This is a genomic window from Glycomyces rhizosphaerae, assembly GCF_042647865.1.
Taxonomy (GTDB): domain Bacteria; phylum Actinomycetota; class Actinomycetes; order Mycobacteriales; family Micromonosporaceae; genus Glycomyces; species Glycomyces rhizosphaerae.
Genome location: NZ_JBHRWO010000001.1, coordinates 1 through 14,486 on the forward strand (window position 1 = coordinate 1; position 14,486 = coordinate 14,486).

Annotated in this window: 14 protein-coding genes and 1 tRNA gene; 10 read left to right on the forward strand and 5 right to left on the reverse strand. The window is 67.6% G+C overall.

The genetic code is table 11. The features are described 5' to 3' along the window. Nucleotides 1–347: 347 nt before the first annotated feature. Nucleotides 348–1,811 carry a GTPase ObgE gene (gene obgE, locus ACFO8M_RS00005; protein WP_387968772.1) on the reverse strand — a complete coding sequence of 488 codons (1,464 nt, stop codon included), beginning with the start codon at nt 1,809–1,811 and terminating at the stop codon, nt 348–350. A 115-nt stretch (nt 1,812–1,926) separates the two neighbouring features. On the opposite strand from obgE, the gene ACFO8M_RS00010 reads away from it, so the two are divergent. Beyond that, a tRNA-Lys gene (locus ACFO8M_RS00010) sits at nt 1,927–2,002 on the forward strand. Between the two features lie 93 nt (nt 2,003–2,095). Here the strand turns inward: ACFO8M_RS00010 and ACFO8M_RS00015 are convergent. Continuing rightward, nucleotides 2,096–2,845: a hypothetical protein gene (locus ACFO8M_RS00015; RefSeq protein ID WP_387968775.1), complete on the reverse strand. Its 750-nt coding sequence runs from the start codon at nt 2,843–2,845 to the stop codon at nt 2,096–2,098. A 177-nt stretch (nt 2,846–3,022) separates the two neighbouring features. Between ACFO8M_RS00015 and phoU the strand changes: the two genes are divergently transcribed. The 4 genes from phoU to pstA all read left to right on the forward strand — a co-directional run bounded on the left by phoU (nt 3,023) and on the right by pstA (nt 6,882). Next, nucleotides 3,023–3,652, forward strand: a complete 630-nt coding sequence (gene phoU / locus ACFO8M_RS00020) for a phosphate signaling complex protein PhoU (protein ID WP_387968777.1) — start codon at nt 3,023–3,025, stop codon at nt 3,650–3,652. 218 nt (nt 3,653–3,870) lie between these two features. After that, the gene (pstS, locus tag ACFO8M_RS00025; protein ID WP_387968850.1) at nt 3,871–4,926 is read left to right on the forward strand and encodes a phosphate ABC transporter substrate-binding protein PstS; all 1,056 of its coding nucleotides are present in this window, start codon (nt 3,871–3,873) and stop codon (nt 4,924–4,926) included. Between the two features lie 82 nt (nt 4,927–5,008). After that, complete coding sequence (gene pstC / locus ACFO8M_RS00030) at nt 5,009–5,995, forward strand: phosphate ABC transporter permease subunit PstC (protein ID WP_387968780.1); 987 nt, start codon at nt 5,009–5,011, stop codon at nt 5,993–5,995. Continuing rightward, a complete protein-coding gene (pstA, locus tag ACFO8M_RS00035; RefSeq protein ID WP_387968783.1) occupies nt 5,992–6,882 on the forward strand; it encodes a phosphate ABC transporter permease PstA in 891 nt (296 codons plus the stop codon). Before pstC ends, pstA begins: the two co-directional genes overlap by 4 nt. A gap of 230 nt (nt 6,883–7,112) precedes the next feature. On the opposite strand, the gene pstB is transcribed toward pstA, so the two are convergent. After that, the gene (pstB, locus tag ACFO8M_RS00040; protein WP_387968785.1) at nt 7,113–7,997 is read right to left on the reverse strand and encodes a phosphate ABC transporter ATP-binding protein PstB; all 885 of its coding nucleotides are present in this window, start codon (nt 7,995–7,997) and stop codon (nt 7,113–7,115) included. Nucleotides 7,998–8,186: 189 nt separating this feature from the next. Between pstB and ACFO8M_RS00045 the strand changes: the two genes are divergently transcribed. After that, nucleotides 8,187–8,570, forward strand: coding sequence for a phage holin family protein (locus ACFO8M_RS00045; RefSeq protein ID WP_387968788.1), 384 nt, complete (start codon nt 8,187–8,189; stop codon nt 8,568–8,570). 62 nt (nt 8,571–8,632) lie between these two features. Here ACFO8M_RS00045 and ACFO8M_RS00050 read toward each other — a convergent pair whose 3' ends face one another. Continuing rightward, nucleotides 8,633–9,106 carry a hypothetical protein gene (locus ACFO8M_RS00050; protein ID WP_387968791.1) on the reverse strand — a complete coding sequence of 158 codons (474 nt, stop codon included), beginning with the start codon at nt 9,104–9,106 and terminating at the stop codon, nt 8,633–8,635. 299 nt (nt 9,107–9,405) lie between these two features. Here ACFO8M_RS00050 and ACFO8M_RS00055 point away from each other — a divergent pair, with 299 nt between their 5' ends. Continuing rightward, nucleotides 9,406–10,317, forward strand: a complete 912-nt coding sequence (locus tag ACFO8M_RS00055; protein WP_387968794.1) for a cation diffusion facilitator family transporter — start codon at nt 9,406–9,408, stop codon at nt 10,315–10,317. A 122-nt stretch (nt 10,318–10,439) separates the two neighbouring features. Further along, entirely contained in the window at nt 10,440–10,613 is a 174-nt protein-coding gene (locus ACFO8M_RS00060; protein WP_387968797.1) for a DUF397 domain-containing protein, read from the forward strand. 120 nt (nt 10,614–10,733) lie between these two features. Here ACFO8M_RS00060 and ACFO8M_RS00065 read toward each other — a convergent pair whose 3' ends face one another. Then, on the reverse strand, nt 10,734–11,672 hold the full coding sequence (locus tag ACFO8M_RS00065) for a helix-turn-helix domain-containing protein (RefSeq protein ID WP_387968800.1): 939 nt from the start codon (nt 11,670–11,672) through the stop codon (nt 10,734–10,736). Nucleotides 11,673–12,035: 363 nt separating this feature from the next. Between ACFO8M_RS00065 and ACFO8M_RS00070 the strand changes: the two genes are divergently transcribed. After that, a complete protein-coding gene (locus ACFO8M_RS00070; RefSeq protein WP_387968803.1) occupies nt 12,036–12,380 on the forward strand; it encodes a hypothetical protein in 345 nt (114 codons plus the stop codon). A 200-nt stretch (nt 12,381–12,580) separates the two neighbouring features. Then, nucleotides 12,581–14,386: a serine/threonine protein kinase gene (locus ACFO8M_RS00075; RefSeq protein WP_387968805.1), complete on the forward strand. Its 1,806-nt coding sequence runs from the start codon at nt 12,581–12,583 to the stop codon at nt 14,384–14,386. Nucleotides 14,387–14,486: the final 100 nt, after the last annotated feature.

The following is a 14,486-nucleotide window of genomic DNA, read 5'->3' on the forward strand; positions in this document are numbered from 1 at the left end:
AGGCCAGCCATTCCCGATCAGCCCGCACGCTGACCATCCAAACACCCTGTTGAGTTCTCAAACAACACGCACTAATCAGATCTGAAACTTCTTGGAAGTTCCTCTCCGACCGGAGCGGCTCCAGTAACTTACCAGACCGGTTTTCGGGCCGTTTTGGCCCCCCGATCGATTCGTTCGGAGTTTTACCCTTTTGGTTCTGGGCCAGGGCCTTTCGGCTTTCCTGTCCGTTTCCCCCTCGGGCAAAGACAAATTTACGCGACCCGGTACGGGGGTTCGCAAGGGGGGTGCGTGCTCGGCGCCACACCCTTGCGAACCCCGCGTTTTTGCAGGTCAGTCCGCAAATGGGGCTACCGCTTGCGGCGTTTGCCCCTGGCTTCCTCTTCTTTCGCGACCCTTTCGAGCACCTCGGCGCGACGTTCCTTGCGTTCGGCAAGACGTTCGTCGGCGCCCTTGCGGTCGCTGATTTCGAATCGGGCGTCGGTGCCGCGGGGCGCGACGGTCGCGACGATGTTCGGGTCGGTCGGCTGCCATTCGAATTCGTGTTCGGCAATGCGCACGAAGGAGCCGGGCACTGCGCCCTGCTTCACGAGCGCGTCTTCGACGCCGAGGGCCGCGAGTCGGTCGGCGAGGTAGCCCACCGCTTCCTCGTTCTCGAAGTTCGTCTGGCGGATCCAGCGTTCGGGCTTGCTGCCGGTGACGACGAATTCGACGTCGCCTTCGAAGGCCGGCCTGACCCTCTTGACGTTGAAGCCGGAGTCGTCGACGGCGGCCGGGCGGATCACCATGCGCGTCGCCTCGACCGGCGGCTGCGCCTCGCGGTAGTCCACTACCTCCTTGGCGAAGGCGAAGTTCAGTTCCTTCAGCCCTTCGCGGCTGACGGCGCTGACCGCGTAGACGGGCCACCCGTACTTCTCCAGATCGCCGCGGACGTAGTCGGCCAGCTCGCGCCCGTCCGGAAGGTCGACCTTGTTGAGGACGATGATGCGGGGCCGGTCGGCGAGGCCGCCGTACTCCGCGAGCTCGTGCTCCAGGGCGTCGATGTCCGAGACCGGGTCGCGGTCGGACTCGAGGTTGGCGCAGTCGACGACGTGCGCGAGGACCGCGCAGCGCTCGATGTGCCGCAGGAACTGGAGGCCGAGGCCCTTGCCGGCCGCGGCTCCCGGGATGAGCCCCGGGACGTCCGCGATGGTGTAGGTGGTCTCCCCGGCGGACACGACCCCGAGGTTCGGGGCCAGCGTCGTGAACGGGTAGTCGGCGATCTTCGGCCGGGCGGCCGACATCGCGGCGATGAGCGAGGACTTGCCCGCGGAGGGGAAGCCCACGAGGCCGACGTCGGCCACGCTCTTGAGTTCGAGGACGACGGAGAGCTCGTCGCCGGATTCGCCGAGCTCGGCGAATCCGGGAACCTTGCGCTTGGAACTGACGAGGGCGCGGTTGCCGCGTCCTCCCCGGCCGCCGTGCGCCACGGTCACCTCGGCGCCGACGCCGGTGAGGTCCGCGAGGATCTCGCCGTCGGCGTAGATGACGGTGCCGTTGGGGACGGACACCCGGATGGACTCGCCGCTGGCGCCGTCCCGGTTGGAGCCTTGGCCCTGCTTGCCGTTGCCGCCCTGCAGACGGGTCTGGAAGTGGAAGTCGAGCAGGGTGTGCACGTTCGGGTCTACGGCGAAGACCACATCACCCCCGTGGCCGCCGTTGCCACCGTCGGGTCCGCCCAGCGGCTTGAACTTCTCACGGTGGACCGACACACAGCCGTTGCCACCCTTACCGGCAACGACCTGGAGATTCACGCGGTCTACGAAACTTGTCACCGTCCAAGCGTAGCCACCTCGGGGACCCCTGGAGCCGGTGCCCGCGGGACATGCTAATGTTTCTCCTCGTGCGAGAGACACCGGCGCAAAAGCGCGGGCGAAACTCAATCACCATGCGCCGCTAGCTCAACTGGCAGAGCAGCTGACTCTTAATCAGCGGGTTCGGGGTTCGAGTCCCTGGCGGCGCACCACACAGAGGTCCTGGTCACAGGGCCTCTTTTTGGTTGTCCAGAAACCGGTTATGAAAGGGACCCGGCGGCCTGTCGGCCGCCGGGTCCTTTCGTCTACTGGTAGTCGGCGAACAGCTCGCCGCTCTGTACGAGGAAGTCCGCCATCGTGTCGATCGCGGGCTGCTCCTCGACCTCCTCGGCCGAGTACAGGGTCGTGTTGGCCTTGATCTCGAGGCTGCCGACGGCGACGTGGAGGTAGATCGACTTGCTGCTGTTGTCGGTGCTCGAGGAGTACATGCTGCCGACGTCGCCGTAGTCGGTGTACTCGCTGAACTCGTACCCGGCTTCCGCGTTGTAGTAGTCGGCGTCCGACTCGACCCAGTACGCGGCGTCGTCAGGGGTCTCGTAGTCGCTGACGGTCAGGTAGATCGACGTGTACTCGGCGTTGTAGAAGGTGCAACTCAACGATCCGAGGCCGCCGCTGTTGGAGGCGGACTTGTAGGTCTCGGCGGGGTCGAACGAGCCGTACACCTCCTCGAACATGGTCATGTCGAAGGCGTCGCAGGCGTCGGCGGTCATCTCGACGGCCTCGAGGCCATCGCCGCCGCTGTCACCACCGTCCGTGTCGCCGCCACCGTCAGTCTCGGTGTCGGAGGACGCACCGTCGGTCGAGCCGCCGCCATCGCCGTCGGTCGAGTCGGAGCCCTGCGTGCGCTGCACTACGAGCAGGATCACAGTCATGATGATGATGAGAACCGTCAGGACCGCGCCGCCGATCAGCCACAGGTTGTTCTGCTGCTGCGGCTGCGGCGATTGTCCGCCGTACTGCGGCGTCGGATAGCCCGGCTGCGAGGGGTAGGTCATCTGGTCCGCTCCCTGGGGATCGATCGTGCTGAGCCCTCACTCTAACGCCGGTCGTCCAGGCCTGTTCGCCCGGAGTTTCCCCGGCGGCGAGGCATGCGGAAAGGCGCTGATGCTTACACTGGGCGCATATCCGACCCTTCCAACCTCGATTGGTCCACTATGGCGAATCCATTCCATGTGCATCTCAATGAGCTCAACGAGCTCCTGGTCGAGATGGCGCGCCGGGTCGGCGACGCGGTCGAACAGGCCAGCGCGGCGCTCCTCGAGACCGACACCGCCTCCGCCGAGGCCGTGGTCTCCGCCGACGACCAGGTGAACGCGCTGCAGTTCCAGGTGGACGACCGGATCGTGGAGCTGATGACGCAGTACGACCCGGTGGCGACGGACCTGCGGTTCGTGCTGGGCGCCGTGCGGATCTCGGTGGACCTGGAGCGGATGGGCGACCTGGCGAAACATGTGGCGAAGTCGGTGCTGCTGCGCGCGCCCGTGCCGGTGATCCCGGATTCGCTGCGGGCGGACTTCGCGGCGATGGGCGCGGCGGCGGTCCAGATCTCGCAGAAGCTGGTGACGGTCCTGGAGGAGCAGGACCATCTGCAGGCGACGCAGATGGGTCTCGACGACGACGAGCTCGATGCGATCCAGGAACGGATCCACGCTCAGCTCCCGACACTGGGCTACGGGCCCCAGACGGCGGTGGACGTGGCGCTCTTGGCGCGGTTCTTCGAGCGGTTCGGCGACCACGCCGTGCGCATCTCGCACCAGGTCGTGTACCTCGTGACAGGGGATGTTCACCTCGACCGTTCATAACGGTCCGATCACATCCCGGGCGAGACCCGGTAAAACCGCCTGTTCAGGGGCACTTCCCGGACAGGTCCTACTCCTCTGTTGCGAATCGCGCTCAGTCGTTCACCTTGAGTTCAACTACAAGTCAGCGGGTGAACACCGGGTCTGTATTTGATGGTTGCGGACAGTGAAGCAGTAGCCCGGCCCAGAGCTGGGAGACGGAGTAGAGACCAGCTGTGAACATGAAACTGAACCGCAGAGCCATCATCGGCGGCATCACCGCCGGCACCCTCGCATTCGGCCTGGCGGCCTGCGGCGGCGGCAGCGAAGAGGGCGGGTCCGGTGACCTGGCTTCCGGTGAGATCAACGCCTCCGGCGCCAGCTTCCCCGACGCGTTCTACGCGGCGTCGATCGAGGCCTACGCCGAAGTGAACCCTGACCTCATGGTGAGCTACAACGCGACCGGCTCCGGCACGGGCAAGTCCGAGTTCGGCGAGGGTCTGAACGACTTCGCGGGCACCGACTCGCTCGTCGGCGACGACGACGGCATCGAGGCTGGGTCCTTCCAGTACATCCCGACCGTCGCCGCCCCGATCACGGTTTCCTACAACCTGCCCGGCGTGGACGCGCTGCAGCTTCCGCAGGCCGTTCTGGCCGGGATCTTCCAGGGCACCATCACCTCTTGGGACGACCCGACGATCGCGGCGGCGAACCCCGACGCGACCCTGCCGGCCACCGCGATCACGCTGGCGGTCCGCTCGGACGGCTCGGGCACCACGACGAACTTCTCGAAGTTCCTCGAGCAGTCCGCCCCCGACGTCTGGACCCTCGGTTCGGGCGACACCATCGAATGGCCGGGCAACTCGGTCGCCGGTGAGAAGAACACCGGTGTCGCGCAGATCATCCAGGACACCGAAGGCGCGATCGGCTACGTCGACCTCGCCGACGCCACCGAGGTCGGTCTCGTGACCGCTTCCATCGAGAACGCCGACGGCGCGTTCGTCGCCCCGTCCCTCGACGGCGCGACCGCTGCGCTCGACGGGGCCGTCGTCGAAGAGGACCTCTCCTACAACCCGCTGAACGCTGAGGGTGCCGAGGCCTACCCGATCACCGCGCCGACCTACATCCTCATCCGCACGGAGTACGAGGACGCGAACGTCGCCGCCGGTGTCAAGGAGTTCGTCAACTACCTCCTGACCGACGGCCAGGCCCTGGCCGCCGAGAACAACTACGCGGCGCTGCCCACCGGACTGCAAGAGCAGGCCGTCGAAGCGCTGAACTCGACGATTGCCGACTAGGAACCCCGGATCCGATCACCCCAACGGCCAGCGCGCCGCTGGGGTTTTCGGCCGTTCCACCGACGAAACCGGAGAGAGAACCTTGACCGCAACGGCAACCCCCGAAGCCCCCGCCGAGGTCGACCTCGGCGGAGAGGCCCGCTCCCGCAGGGCCGACTGGGGTTTCAAGGCCCTGGTGACCGCGGCCGGGCTGACCGTCCTCGCCGTGCTGGGCCTGATCCTGGTCACGACCTCGCTGCGCGGCGCGCCCGCGTTCCAGGAGGAGGGCCTGTTCGGCTTCATCACGGGCACCCGCTGGGCGCCCAACGATGACGTGTTCGGCACCTTCCCGATGCTGTACGGGACGCTGATCACCTCGCTCATCGCGATGATCATCGCCGTGCCGGTGTCGATCGGCATCGCGCTGTTCATCACCGAAGTGGCGCACCGCCGCACCCGCAAGTACATCGTGACCGTCATCGACCTGCTCGCCACCGTCCCGTCGGTGGTGTTCGGCCTGGTCGCCGTCCTGGTCGTGGTGCCGGCGATCACCCCGGCGTACCAGTGGTTCGCCGACCTGGTGGCGCCGGTGCCAGGCCTGAACGCGATCTTCGACGATTCCAACACCGGCCGCAACTACATCACCGCGGCGCTGGTGCTGGCGATCATGGCGATCCCGATCATCACCTCGATCGCGCGCGAGGTCTTCGCGACGGTCCCCGAGACCGACAAGCAGGCCGCGTACGCGCTCGGCGCGACGCGCTGGGAGATGGTCAAAGGCGCGATCCTCCCCCACTCCTTCGGGGGCCTGGTCGGCGCCTCGATGCTGGGCCTGGGCCGGGCGATGGGCGAGACCATCGCTGTCGCGCTGGTCATCGGCGGTTCGGTGTCCATGGCCGCCAACCTGTTCGAGCCCGGCAACACGATGGCCGCGATCATCGCGCAGCAGTGGGGCGAATCCAGCGGCCTGCACCAGGACGCGCTCATCGCGATCGGCGTGGAGCTGTTCGCCATCACCGTCATCATCAACTTCCTCGCCCGCGTCGTGGTCCGCCGCGCCGAGATCAAGATGAAGGGGGCCCACTCATGACGAGCCTCAATACCGCCCCGGACCTGACGGGGCGCAACCTGTCGAAGCGGCGGGCCTTCGCCAACCGCAGCGCGACCATCGCGATCGGCCTGTGCGTCCTCATCGCGGCCCTGCCGCTGCTGCTGGTGGCATGGCAGGTCATCACGCGCGGCGGTTCGGCGATCAGCCTCGCGTTCTTCACCGAGGAGATCCCGCGCAACTACCGCACCGCGGGCCCGGGCATGGGCCCGGCGATCCTCGGCACGCTCGCGATCACCGGCATGGCCGCGCTCATCGCGATCCCGATCGGCGTGCTGGGCGCGGTGTACCTCAACGAGTACGGCCAGAACAAGCCGCTGGCGCGGTTCATCCGCACAATGGCCGACGTCATGACCGGTGTGCCGTCGATCGTCATGGGCCTGTTCATCTACGTGGCCTATGTGGTCGTCATCGGCGAGAAGATCGGCTTCGCCGGTTCGCTGGCGCTGGCGTGCCTGATGCTGCCGATCGTGATCCGCTCCGCTGAGGAGATGCTGCGGCTGGTCCCGGACGAGCTGCGGCAGGCCTCGGCCGGTCTGGGCGCGCGCAAGTGGCGCACGACGATGAGCGTGGTGCTCCCGTCGGCCTCTTCGGGGATCACCTCGGGGGCACTGCTGGCGGTCGCCCGTGCGGCCGGTGAGACCGCGCCGATCATCGTCACGGTGGGCCTGACGTACATCTACAAGCCCGACCTGTTCTACGGCGAGAACACGTCGCTGGCGGCGCAGATCTACCGCAACGCCACCCAGCCGTTCGCGGCCTCGCAGGACCGGGCTTGGGGCGCGGCCCTGACTTTGATCGTCCTCGTCTTCCTGTTCACGATCCTGTCCCGGATCATCGCGTCGCGCTTCGCCATCGACAAGCGATAGCGCGGCAATCCGGTCTCTCGGCCCCCGTGCCCTCCGGCGCGGGGGCCGCTTCGTATGCGAAAGCCCGCCCCACGGAGGGACGGGCTCGGGCCGCCGGGACCCGTTGAGTGGAAATCTGACAAGGATCGTGAGGAGCTAGTTCGAATGCGAAGCGGTACTTGCGACGAGGGATCCGCAGCTCGGATTTTCTCTCAGCGGGTCCTGCCGCGCCACGACGGCGAACGAGCCGATTAGCCGAAGCGGCCGGTGACGTAGTTTTCTGTGCGTTCGTCGGCGGGGGTGGTGAAGATCCGCTGGGTGTCGTCGAACTCGACCAGGACGCCGGTGCGGGTGTCGCTGAGTTCGTTGACCTCGGTGGAGAAGAACGCGGTCTTGTCGGACACGCGCGCGGCCTGCTGCATGTTGTGGGTGACGATCACGATCGTGAACTGCCTGGCCAGATCGACCATGAGCTCTTCGATGCGGGCCGTGGCGATCGGGTCGAGCGCCGAGCACGGCTCGTCCATGAGGACCACCTCGGGCGCCAGCGCGATCGTCCGGGCGATGCACAGGCGCTGCTGCTGACCGCCGGAGAGGGCTAGCGCGCTCTGCTTGAGCTTGTCCTTGACCTCGTCCCAGAGGGCGGCCTTCTTGAGGGAGTCCTCGACGATGGCCTCGCGTTCGGCGCGCGGGACGCCGTGGATCCTCGGCCCGTAGGCGACGTTGTCGAAGATGGACTTCGGGAAGGGGTTGGCCTTCTGGAAGACCATGCCGATGCGGCGGCGGACCTCGACGGGGTCGACGCCGGCGGCGTAGACGTCCTTGCCGTGGTAGGCGACCGTGCCTTCGACGCGGGCGCCGGGGATGAGGTCGTTCATGCGGTTGAGCGAGCGCAGCAGGGTGGACTTGCCGCACCCCGAGGGCCCGATGAGCGCGGTGATCTCGTTCTTGGCGACGGTGAAGTTGACGTCCTTGACGGCGTTGTAGGCGCCGTAGAAGACGTTGACGTCCTTGATGTCGAAGACGGTGGGGGCGCCGTGGCCGTTCGGGCCGCGCTGGGACACGGGTTCGGTGTTCGCACCGATCCGGCGGGGGTCGACGGTGCGGCCGACCGCCGGCAGCGACGAGTCGCTCATGGTTTCTCCTTCTGCCCGAAGCAGGATTGGAAGCAAAGCGGGGCTGCCGCGAGCTTAGGCGCGGCGGGTGGCCTCGGGTTCGATCCCGGGTGAACCGGGGGTGAATCCGCGGGCCCGGCTCGGTTTCGCCGCTGCGTCGGTGTCGGGGGAAACTGGACGTGAGGGCGCTTGGACGGCGATACTGGCCAGATGAGATTTCTGGTGCGGCTCGTCCTGACGGCGCTGGCGCTGTGGCTGGCTACGGCGATCGTCGGGGGTATCCACCTGTACGGCGATTCGACGCTGATGAAGTTCTTGTCGCTGGTGCTGGTGGCGTTGATCTTCACGTTGGTGAACACGTTCGTGAAGCCGCTCGTCATGGCGGTCGGCTGCGCGTTGTACGTGCTGACGCTGGGCTTGTTCGGCCTGGTGGTGAACGCGTTGATGTTCTGGCTGACCGGCTGGGTCTCGGAGAAGCTCTCGCTGGGGTTCTCGGTGGACGGTTTCTGGCCGGCGTTCTGGGGCGCGATCATCGTGTCGCTGGCGATGTGGGTGATGGACCTGCTGTCGCCGCGGTCGCGCGCCGAGGAGTAGAGGGCAGACGAGAACGGGGGCGATCGATGATCGCCCCCGTTTCGCGTTCGTCGGCGCCGGTCCTAGAACGGCAGTCCGGTGGACGGTCCTGTGGGGACGTCGCGGACGTTGTCGTCGCGCTTGGCCGCCTTGGTCGAGCCCGAGGCGTTGAAAGGCATGGGGCCCTGCGGTCCCGGGGCCTTGCCGAGGCGGCGGCGCATGATGTTCAGGTTGTGGAGTCCGGCGAGCGCGTAGGTCCTGATGCGCTCGAACTGCTTCCGCTTCTTGGCCGTCTTGAGCTTCTCGACGGCGGTGTAGTGGAGTTTCCGCGCGCGGTCGAGGGCCGCGGCGGCTTCGGTGTCGCCGACGGAGACCGGGGCGATCTTGAGCTGATTGCCGAGAAGCTCGGTCCAGGCTTCGGCGTCCGTCCTGGCCCTGGTTTTTCGGCGGCGCTTGGTCTCGACGACGGAAAGCAGCCCGAGAACGGCTGCGAATATGAGGACGATCGCGACGATTGCGACGAACGCGATGGTAGAGGTTTCAATGGCGTCTTTCATCGTCACCCCCGTGACCAGTGCTGATGATGTTCGTACGAATATTATTCCATTCCTGCCCTGCAATTGTGAAAGTCCCCCTAGTTGGGGCGATTGCCGTTGCACTTCACAGAAATGCCGCGGATCGGACGCAGCGCGGGGGGACGGTTGTCGCCTCGGGGGTACCCCTGCGACAGGTGAAGGAATCTGCCCCGTCGCTTCATATGCACAGTTGCGCATGTTAGCATTCGATGTCGGCGGGGACTCCCCTCGCCGAGACTCGGTCCTTCGAGTCCGCAACGCACTGAAGGAGGCCGCCCTCCATGGGCCACGACCACTCGCACGCAGGAGCCGCTTCGCTCGGCGCGCGCCATCGCGGCCGGCTCTGGCTCGCCCTCGGCCTGGCCCTCGCGGTCATGGTCGTCGAGGCGGTCGCCTCCTGGTACACGCATTCGCTCGCGCTCCTCTCGGACGCGGCGCACGTCGCCGGGGACGCCCTGGGGATCGCGATGGCCCTGGCCGCGATCATCGCGGTCCGGCGAGCGGGCGCGCGGGCCGGCCGGACCTACGGGATGTACCGGCTGGAAGTGCTGGCGGCCCTGGCGAACACGGTCCTGCTGTTCGGCGTGGCCGGCTTCGTCATCGTGCAGGCCGTGCGGCGCCTCGACGAGCAGCCCGAGGTGCAGTCCGGCCCGATGCTCGCGGTCGCCCTTTTCGGTCTGGCGGCGAATATCGCCTCGCTACTCCTGCTGCGCTCGGCCGCCACCGAGTCGATCAACGTGCGCGGCGCCTACTTCGAGGTCCTCGGCGACGCCCTCGCCTCGCTCGGTGTCATCGCGGCGGCGATGGTCATCGCCTTCACCGGCTGGTACGCGGTCGACAGCATCATCGCCGTGGGCGTGGGCCTGTTCATCCTGCCGCGCGCCTACCGACTGGGCCGCGACGCACTGCGGATCCTCCTGCAGCACGCGCCCGCAGGAGTGGACCCGCAATCCGTCGAGAACTCGCTTACGGCACTCGAAGGAGTGAAAGAAGTCCACGATCTCCATCTGTGGACTTTGACTTCGGGCATGGAGGTGGCGACCGTCCATCTCGCGCTCGACTCGGGCGCCAACCCCGGAAGTGTCCTCGCCGACGCGCAGCGGACGCTGGCAGAACAATTCGACATCGCGCACGCGACGGTCCAAATCGAGCCCGGAAATGCCGAGGAATCCTGCGGCACGCCCCATTGGTGAAGCGCGGCAATAGTTCTGTCCGGAACCTGATACTGACGGATAGTCGACGATCGCCTTGTTGCGCACTGGTTAAGCTCGACACCGTCCTGGGGACTCGAATGCTCCTTGGAAGGAGGAGATCCATGTTGACCCACGCATGGAGGAAGAGCAGCAGATCAGGCCCGAACGGGGCCTGTGTCGAAGCCAGGCTCGCGGAAGACGCCGTGGAGATCAGGGACACCAAGCTGACGGTGAGCCCGATCCTGCGCGCAGGCCGAGCCGACTGGCGTTCGCTGCTGCGGACAACTGGCAGGTAAGAGGACGGGCGAGGGGGCGGACACAGGATCCTGTGTCCGCCCCCTCGCATGTCAAGGCGAAGCTTGCGAGCCGTAGAGGTGCGGCCTCGGCGCTTGCGGGCCGTAAGTGAACGCCGCTGTCTAAAGCGATTTGAGGTACTGGGCCTGCTGCTCGATGAACTCCAGGCTCCGGCCCGGGTCGAGCGCCGCCGAGCGGAGGTACCCGAAGATGTCGTGGAAGGGCTGCACGTCGGCGCCCTCCTCGTAGACGTCGCCGTTGTGGCCCTCGATGTAGACCACGTCCGGGTGGCGGTAGCCGGGATCGACCTCGCCCTCGAGCGGGCCGAAGCCGAGGATCGTGAACGAGGAGAGCATCCCCGGATAGGCGCCGCCCTCGAACGGCAGCACCTGAAGGTGCACGTTCGGCAGCGAGCCGAGCTCGAGCAGGTTCTGCAACTGGTCGATCATGACCTTCGGTCCGCCCAAGACGCGCCGGACGGCGGCCTCGTCGATGACGTTCCAGATCTTCAGGTCGCCGCGCAGGCGCTGCTGGCGCTCCATGCGCAGATCGATGCGCTCGTTCATGAACCGCTGCGACGCCTCCGGGACCATGCCGAAAGTGGCCTTGGCGTACTCACGAGTCTGCAAGAGCCCGTTGATGATCAGCCCGTCGTAGACGTTCAGGCTGGAGGCGTCCTGCTCCAGGCCGATGTAGGTGGCGTAGGGCGGGGAGATGGTGTCGGAGTAGCGGGCCCACCAGCCGCGCTTGCGGCCGTCGCGCGCCAGGCGCACGAGCTCGTCGACGAGGTCGGTGTCGTCGACGCCGTAGACCTCGACCAGGGCCTGGACGTCGCGGGGCTTGATGCCGACCCGGCCGAGTTCCATCCGGTAGATAGTGGAGCTGGTGACCTCGAGGGCGGCCGCGGCGTCATTGGCGTCCTTACCGGACTGCTCGCGCAGGTCCCGGAGGATCTTGCCGGCGCGGCGGCGGCGGACGGTGGGGCTGCCGGTCGAAGGCATCGCCTTGCCTCCCAACTTCTTCGGCAGATCGCTCTCAGCGTTGTCGTTCGATGTACCCATTTGACACCCTGATCTCTCCGGATTCGGTGAGGACGCACCGAGCGGGGTAAGGACTTCTGGGCCGCTCACCCGGTAGCGTCAGCTGTTCTCGAGTACGGCCCGCCGGGCGTCACCGAGACTGATCGTCCAAGTCTCGCCTGCGCGGCCGTGGGGCGGGAGGAATCGCCACCCGATCCGGTTATACCTCTTGCATCCAAATTCTGCATGTGCAATTCTACTGTACGGAGGGGCTATCCGCCTCCCCCGACTGTACCGATTCGACACCGCGACTCGGCATCGACCAGGTCATACCGGAACGTGCCGCCCGATCATCAAGGGCTACAAGCGATTCCAACCCATCGAAGACCGGAAAGGCAGCCCGCGTTGCGAAGTCCGTACACACTCGACAACCCCCCGCCGGACGAACCGCCCAGCGAAGTGCTGGTGCCGAGTCTCTGGCGCGTGCAGGCGCGCTGGTGGAAACGCCACACGCCCGCCCTCGACCAGCTCAGCGCCAAGCACCCCGTGTGCGGGCACTGCGGCCAGTCCTGGCCCTGCCACTCGTGGGCCTGCTGGGACGGCCAACTCGGCCAGGCGGTCGGCGGCTCGATCACCGCGGCCCCGATCCTCCCGAGCCCCGTCCCCGAGGCACCTGCCCTCACGGCACCGGTCCACACCATCGGCGCCACCGTCAGCGGCATGGTCGCCGCGGCCGCGGCGAAGTCCTAGCACGGCGCCGCGCACCCCCGCGGCGCCGAAAATCCTTCGATCGGGCCGAAGTTCGCCCCATCCAACGCGTAGCCTCAGCCGCCGCCGGTCGTTAGACCCTCAGAACTGGTCCGACGCTGGACAAATTGATGGCTCGCAAGCTTCGCCAAGGCTGCGAATTCACGGCTCGCGAGCTTCGCCGAGGAGGGAAAAGCCGCCGGATGCTCAGCACGCGCAACCTCAAGGCAGGCGTTGTCCTAGACGGGCGGTACCGGCTCGAACGCCGCATCGGCGGCGGCGGCATGGGCGACGTCTGGGAAGGCACCGACACCACCCTGTGGCGCACGGTGGCCATCAAAGTCCTGCTCGCTGACCTCGTCGACGACCGGGGCTTCCGCGAACGCTTCCGCCGCGAGGCCCGCGCCATCGCCGTCATGCAGGGACCGGGCGTCGTCGAGGTCTACGACTACGGCGAGATCGAGGACGAGGACGCCCAACTCGCGTACCTGATCATGGAGTACGTCGACGGCAAACCGCTCTCGCGCCTCCTCGGCCTGTGGGGCAAACTCAGCGCGGCCGACTCGCTCCGCGTCGTCGGCGGCGTCGCCGAGGCGCTGCAAGTCGCCCACACCGCCGGGATCGTCCACCGCGACATCAAACCCGGGAACATCCTCGTCCGCGGCGACGGCTCGGTCGTCCTGGTGGACTTCGGGATCGCCCGCGTCAGCAACAACCTCACCCTGACGACCACCGGGGTCGTGCTCGGCACGGTCACCTACATGTCCCCCGAACAGGCCGCCGGCGAGAACCTCACCCCGGCCTCGGACCTCTACTCGCTCGGCGTCGTCGCCCACCAGTGCCTGGCCGGGACGCCGCCGTTCAGGGCCGACTCCCCGCTCGGGGTGCTCTCGGCCCACCTGCGCAACGCCCCGCCGCCCCTGCCCACCGACATCCCCTACGAGGTCGCCGAGATCGTGCGGCGCTCGCTCCAGAAGGACCCGTCGACGCGCTGGCCCGACGCGGCCGCGCTCGCCGAGGCCTGCCGCGAGACGCGCGCGGCGCTGCTCTCCGGGCGCGCCCCGGCCATCGCGCGGACCAGGGTGCAGCCGGCCCGGCAGACGGCCGTCGGCCCGCCTTCGGGCGCGCACCGCCGCCCGGATGCGGACACCGGCATGCGGACCGGCCCGCGGCAGGGTTACGACAGCGCGAATCAGACTGGGCCGCAAGCGGTTCCGCAACCGCTTCAGGCGCCGCACCCGTCCGCGCCCTCCCCGGCGGCTCCCTCCTCGCCTCCATCACCGCACAGCGGTGCGCACCTCGACGGGCAGACGCTGCCGCCGTTCACCGGCGCCCACGCGGTTGCCCCGCCGACAGGACCCACGGCCCCGGCACCGGTGCCCGGCGGGGAGGCTCCGAAGGGCCGGCCGCGGCGGCGCGGACTGTGGCTGTCGCTCGCGGGGACCCTCGCGCTCATCGCGACCGTCAGCGCCATCGCGATCACCTTGCCGTGGACCGAGGCCCCCGGCACCGGCAACCTGCCCACGGGCGACGCGACCGGCGCCGACGGCGCCGAGGTCCAGGGTCAGGAGGGCGACGGCGGCTTCTGGGAAGACGATGGCGGCGGCGACGAGGATCCCTCTGCGGATCCGAGCGAGACCGTTTCGGAGGCAGGCAAATCGGAGGAGGCGGGCGGCCCTGCGACGACGGGTCCGTCACTGACGCCGAGCGGTTCACCGAGCGCCTCCGAGAGCCCGTCGCCACCGCCGCCCGCTAAGGCGACCGTGCCGAACGTGGTCTCCCAGTCGGAGGCCGACGCCCGCTCGCGGATCGAGGAGCTGGGCTTGACCCCCTCGGTCGACTACGAGGGCGAGGGCGAGGCCCGCTGCGGCGTGGTGCGTCAATCCCCCAGCGCCGGAAGCGAAGTCGAGCCGGGATCAACGGTGCAGGTGACGGTGAAGCGCGCGGCGGACGCGGAAGGGTGCAAGCCCGAGTCCGACGAGACGGAAGCGCCCCAAGAGGAGCAGTAGCGCCAGAGGTGGCGCTTGCAAGCCGTGAATGAGCGGCCCCGGCGATGCTTGCGAACCGTAATCGAGCATCCTCGGCGAAGCTTTGTAAGCCGAAAATGAG

Excerpts from the sequence above, each read along its gene's own strand:
- ACFO8M_RS00015 (WP_387968775.1), bottom strand. The coding sequence starts at position 2,845 with ATGACCTACCCCTCGCAGCCGGGCTATCCGACGCCGCAGTACGGCGGA.
- pstS (WP_387968850.1), top strand. The coding sequence starts at position 3,871 with ATGAAACTGAACCGCAGAGCCATCATCGGCGGCATCACCGCCGGCACC.
- pstA (WP_387968783.1), top strand. The coding sequence starts at position 5,992 with ATGACGAGCCTCAATACCGCCCCGGACCTGACGGGGCGCAACCTGTCG.
- pstB (WP_387968785.1), bottom strand. The coding sequence starts at position 7,997 with ATGAGCGACTCGTCGCTGCCGGCGGTCGGCCGCACCGTCGACCCCCGC.
- ACFO8M_RS00045 (WP_387968788.1), top strand. The coding sequence starts at position 8,187 with ATGAGATTTCTGGTGCGGCTCGTCCTGACGGCGCTGGCGCTGTGGCTG.
- ACFO8M_RS00050 (WP_387968791.1), bottom strand. The coding sequence starts at position 9,106 with ATGAAAGACGCCATTGAAACCTCTACCATCGCGTTCGTCGCAATCGTC.
- ACFO8M_RS00055 (WP_387968794.1), top strand. The coding sequence starts at position 9,406 with ATGGGCCACGACCACTCGCACGCAGGAGCCGCTTCGCTCGGCGCGCGC.
- ACFO8M_RS00060 (WP_387968797.1), top strand. The coding sequence starts at position 10,440 with ATGTTGACCCACGCATGGAGGAAGAGCAGCAGATCAGGCCCGAACGGG.
- ACFO8M_RS00065 (WP_387968800.1), bottom strand. The coding sequence starts at position 11,672 with ATGGGTACATCGAACGACAACGCTGAGAGCGATCTGCCGAAGAAGTTG.
- ACFO8M_RS00075 (WP_387968805.1), top strand. The coding sequence starts at position 12,581 with ATGCTCAGCACGCGCAACCTCAAGGCAGGCGTTGTCCTAGACGGGCGG.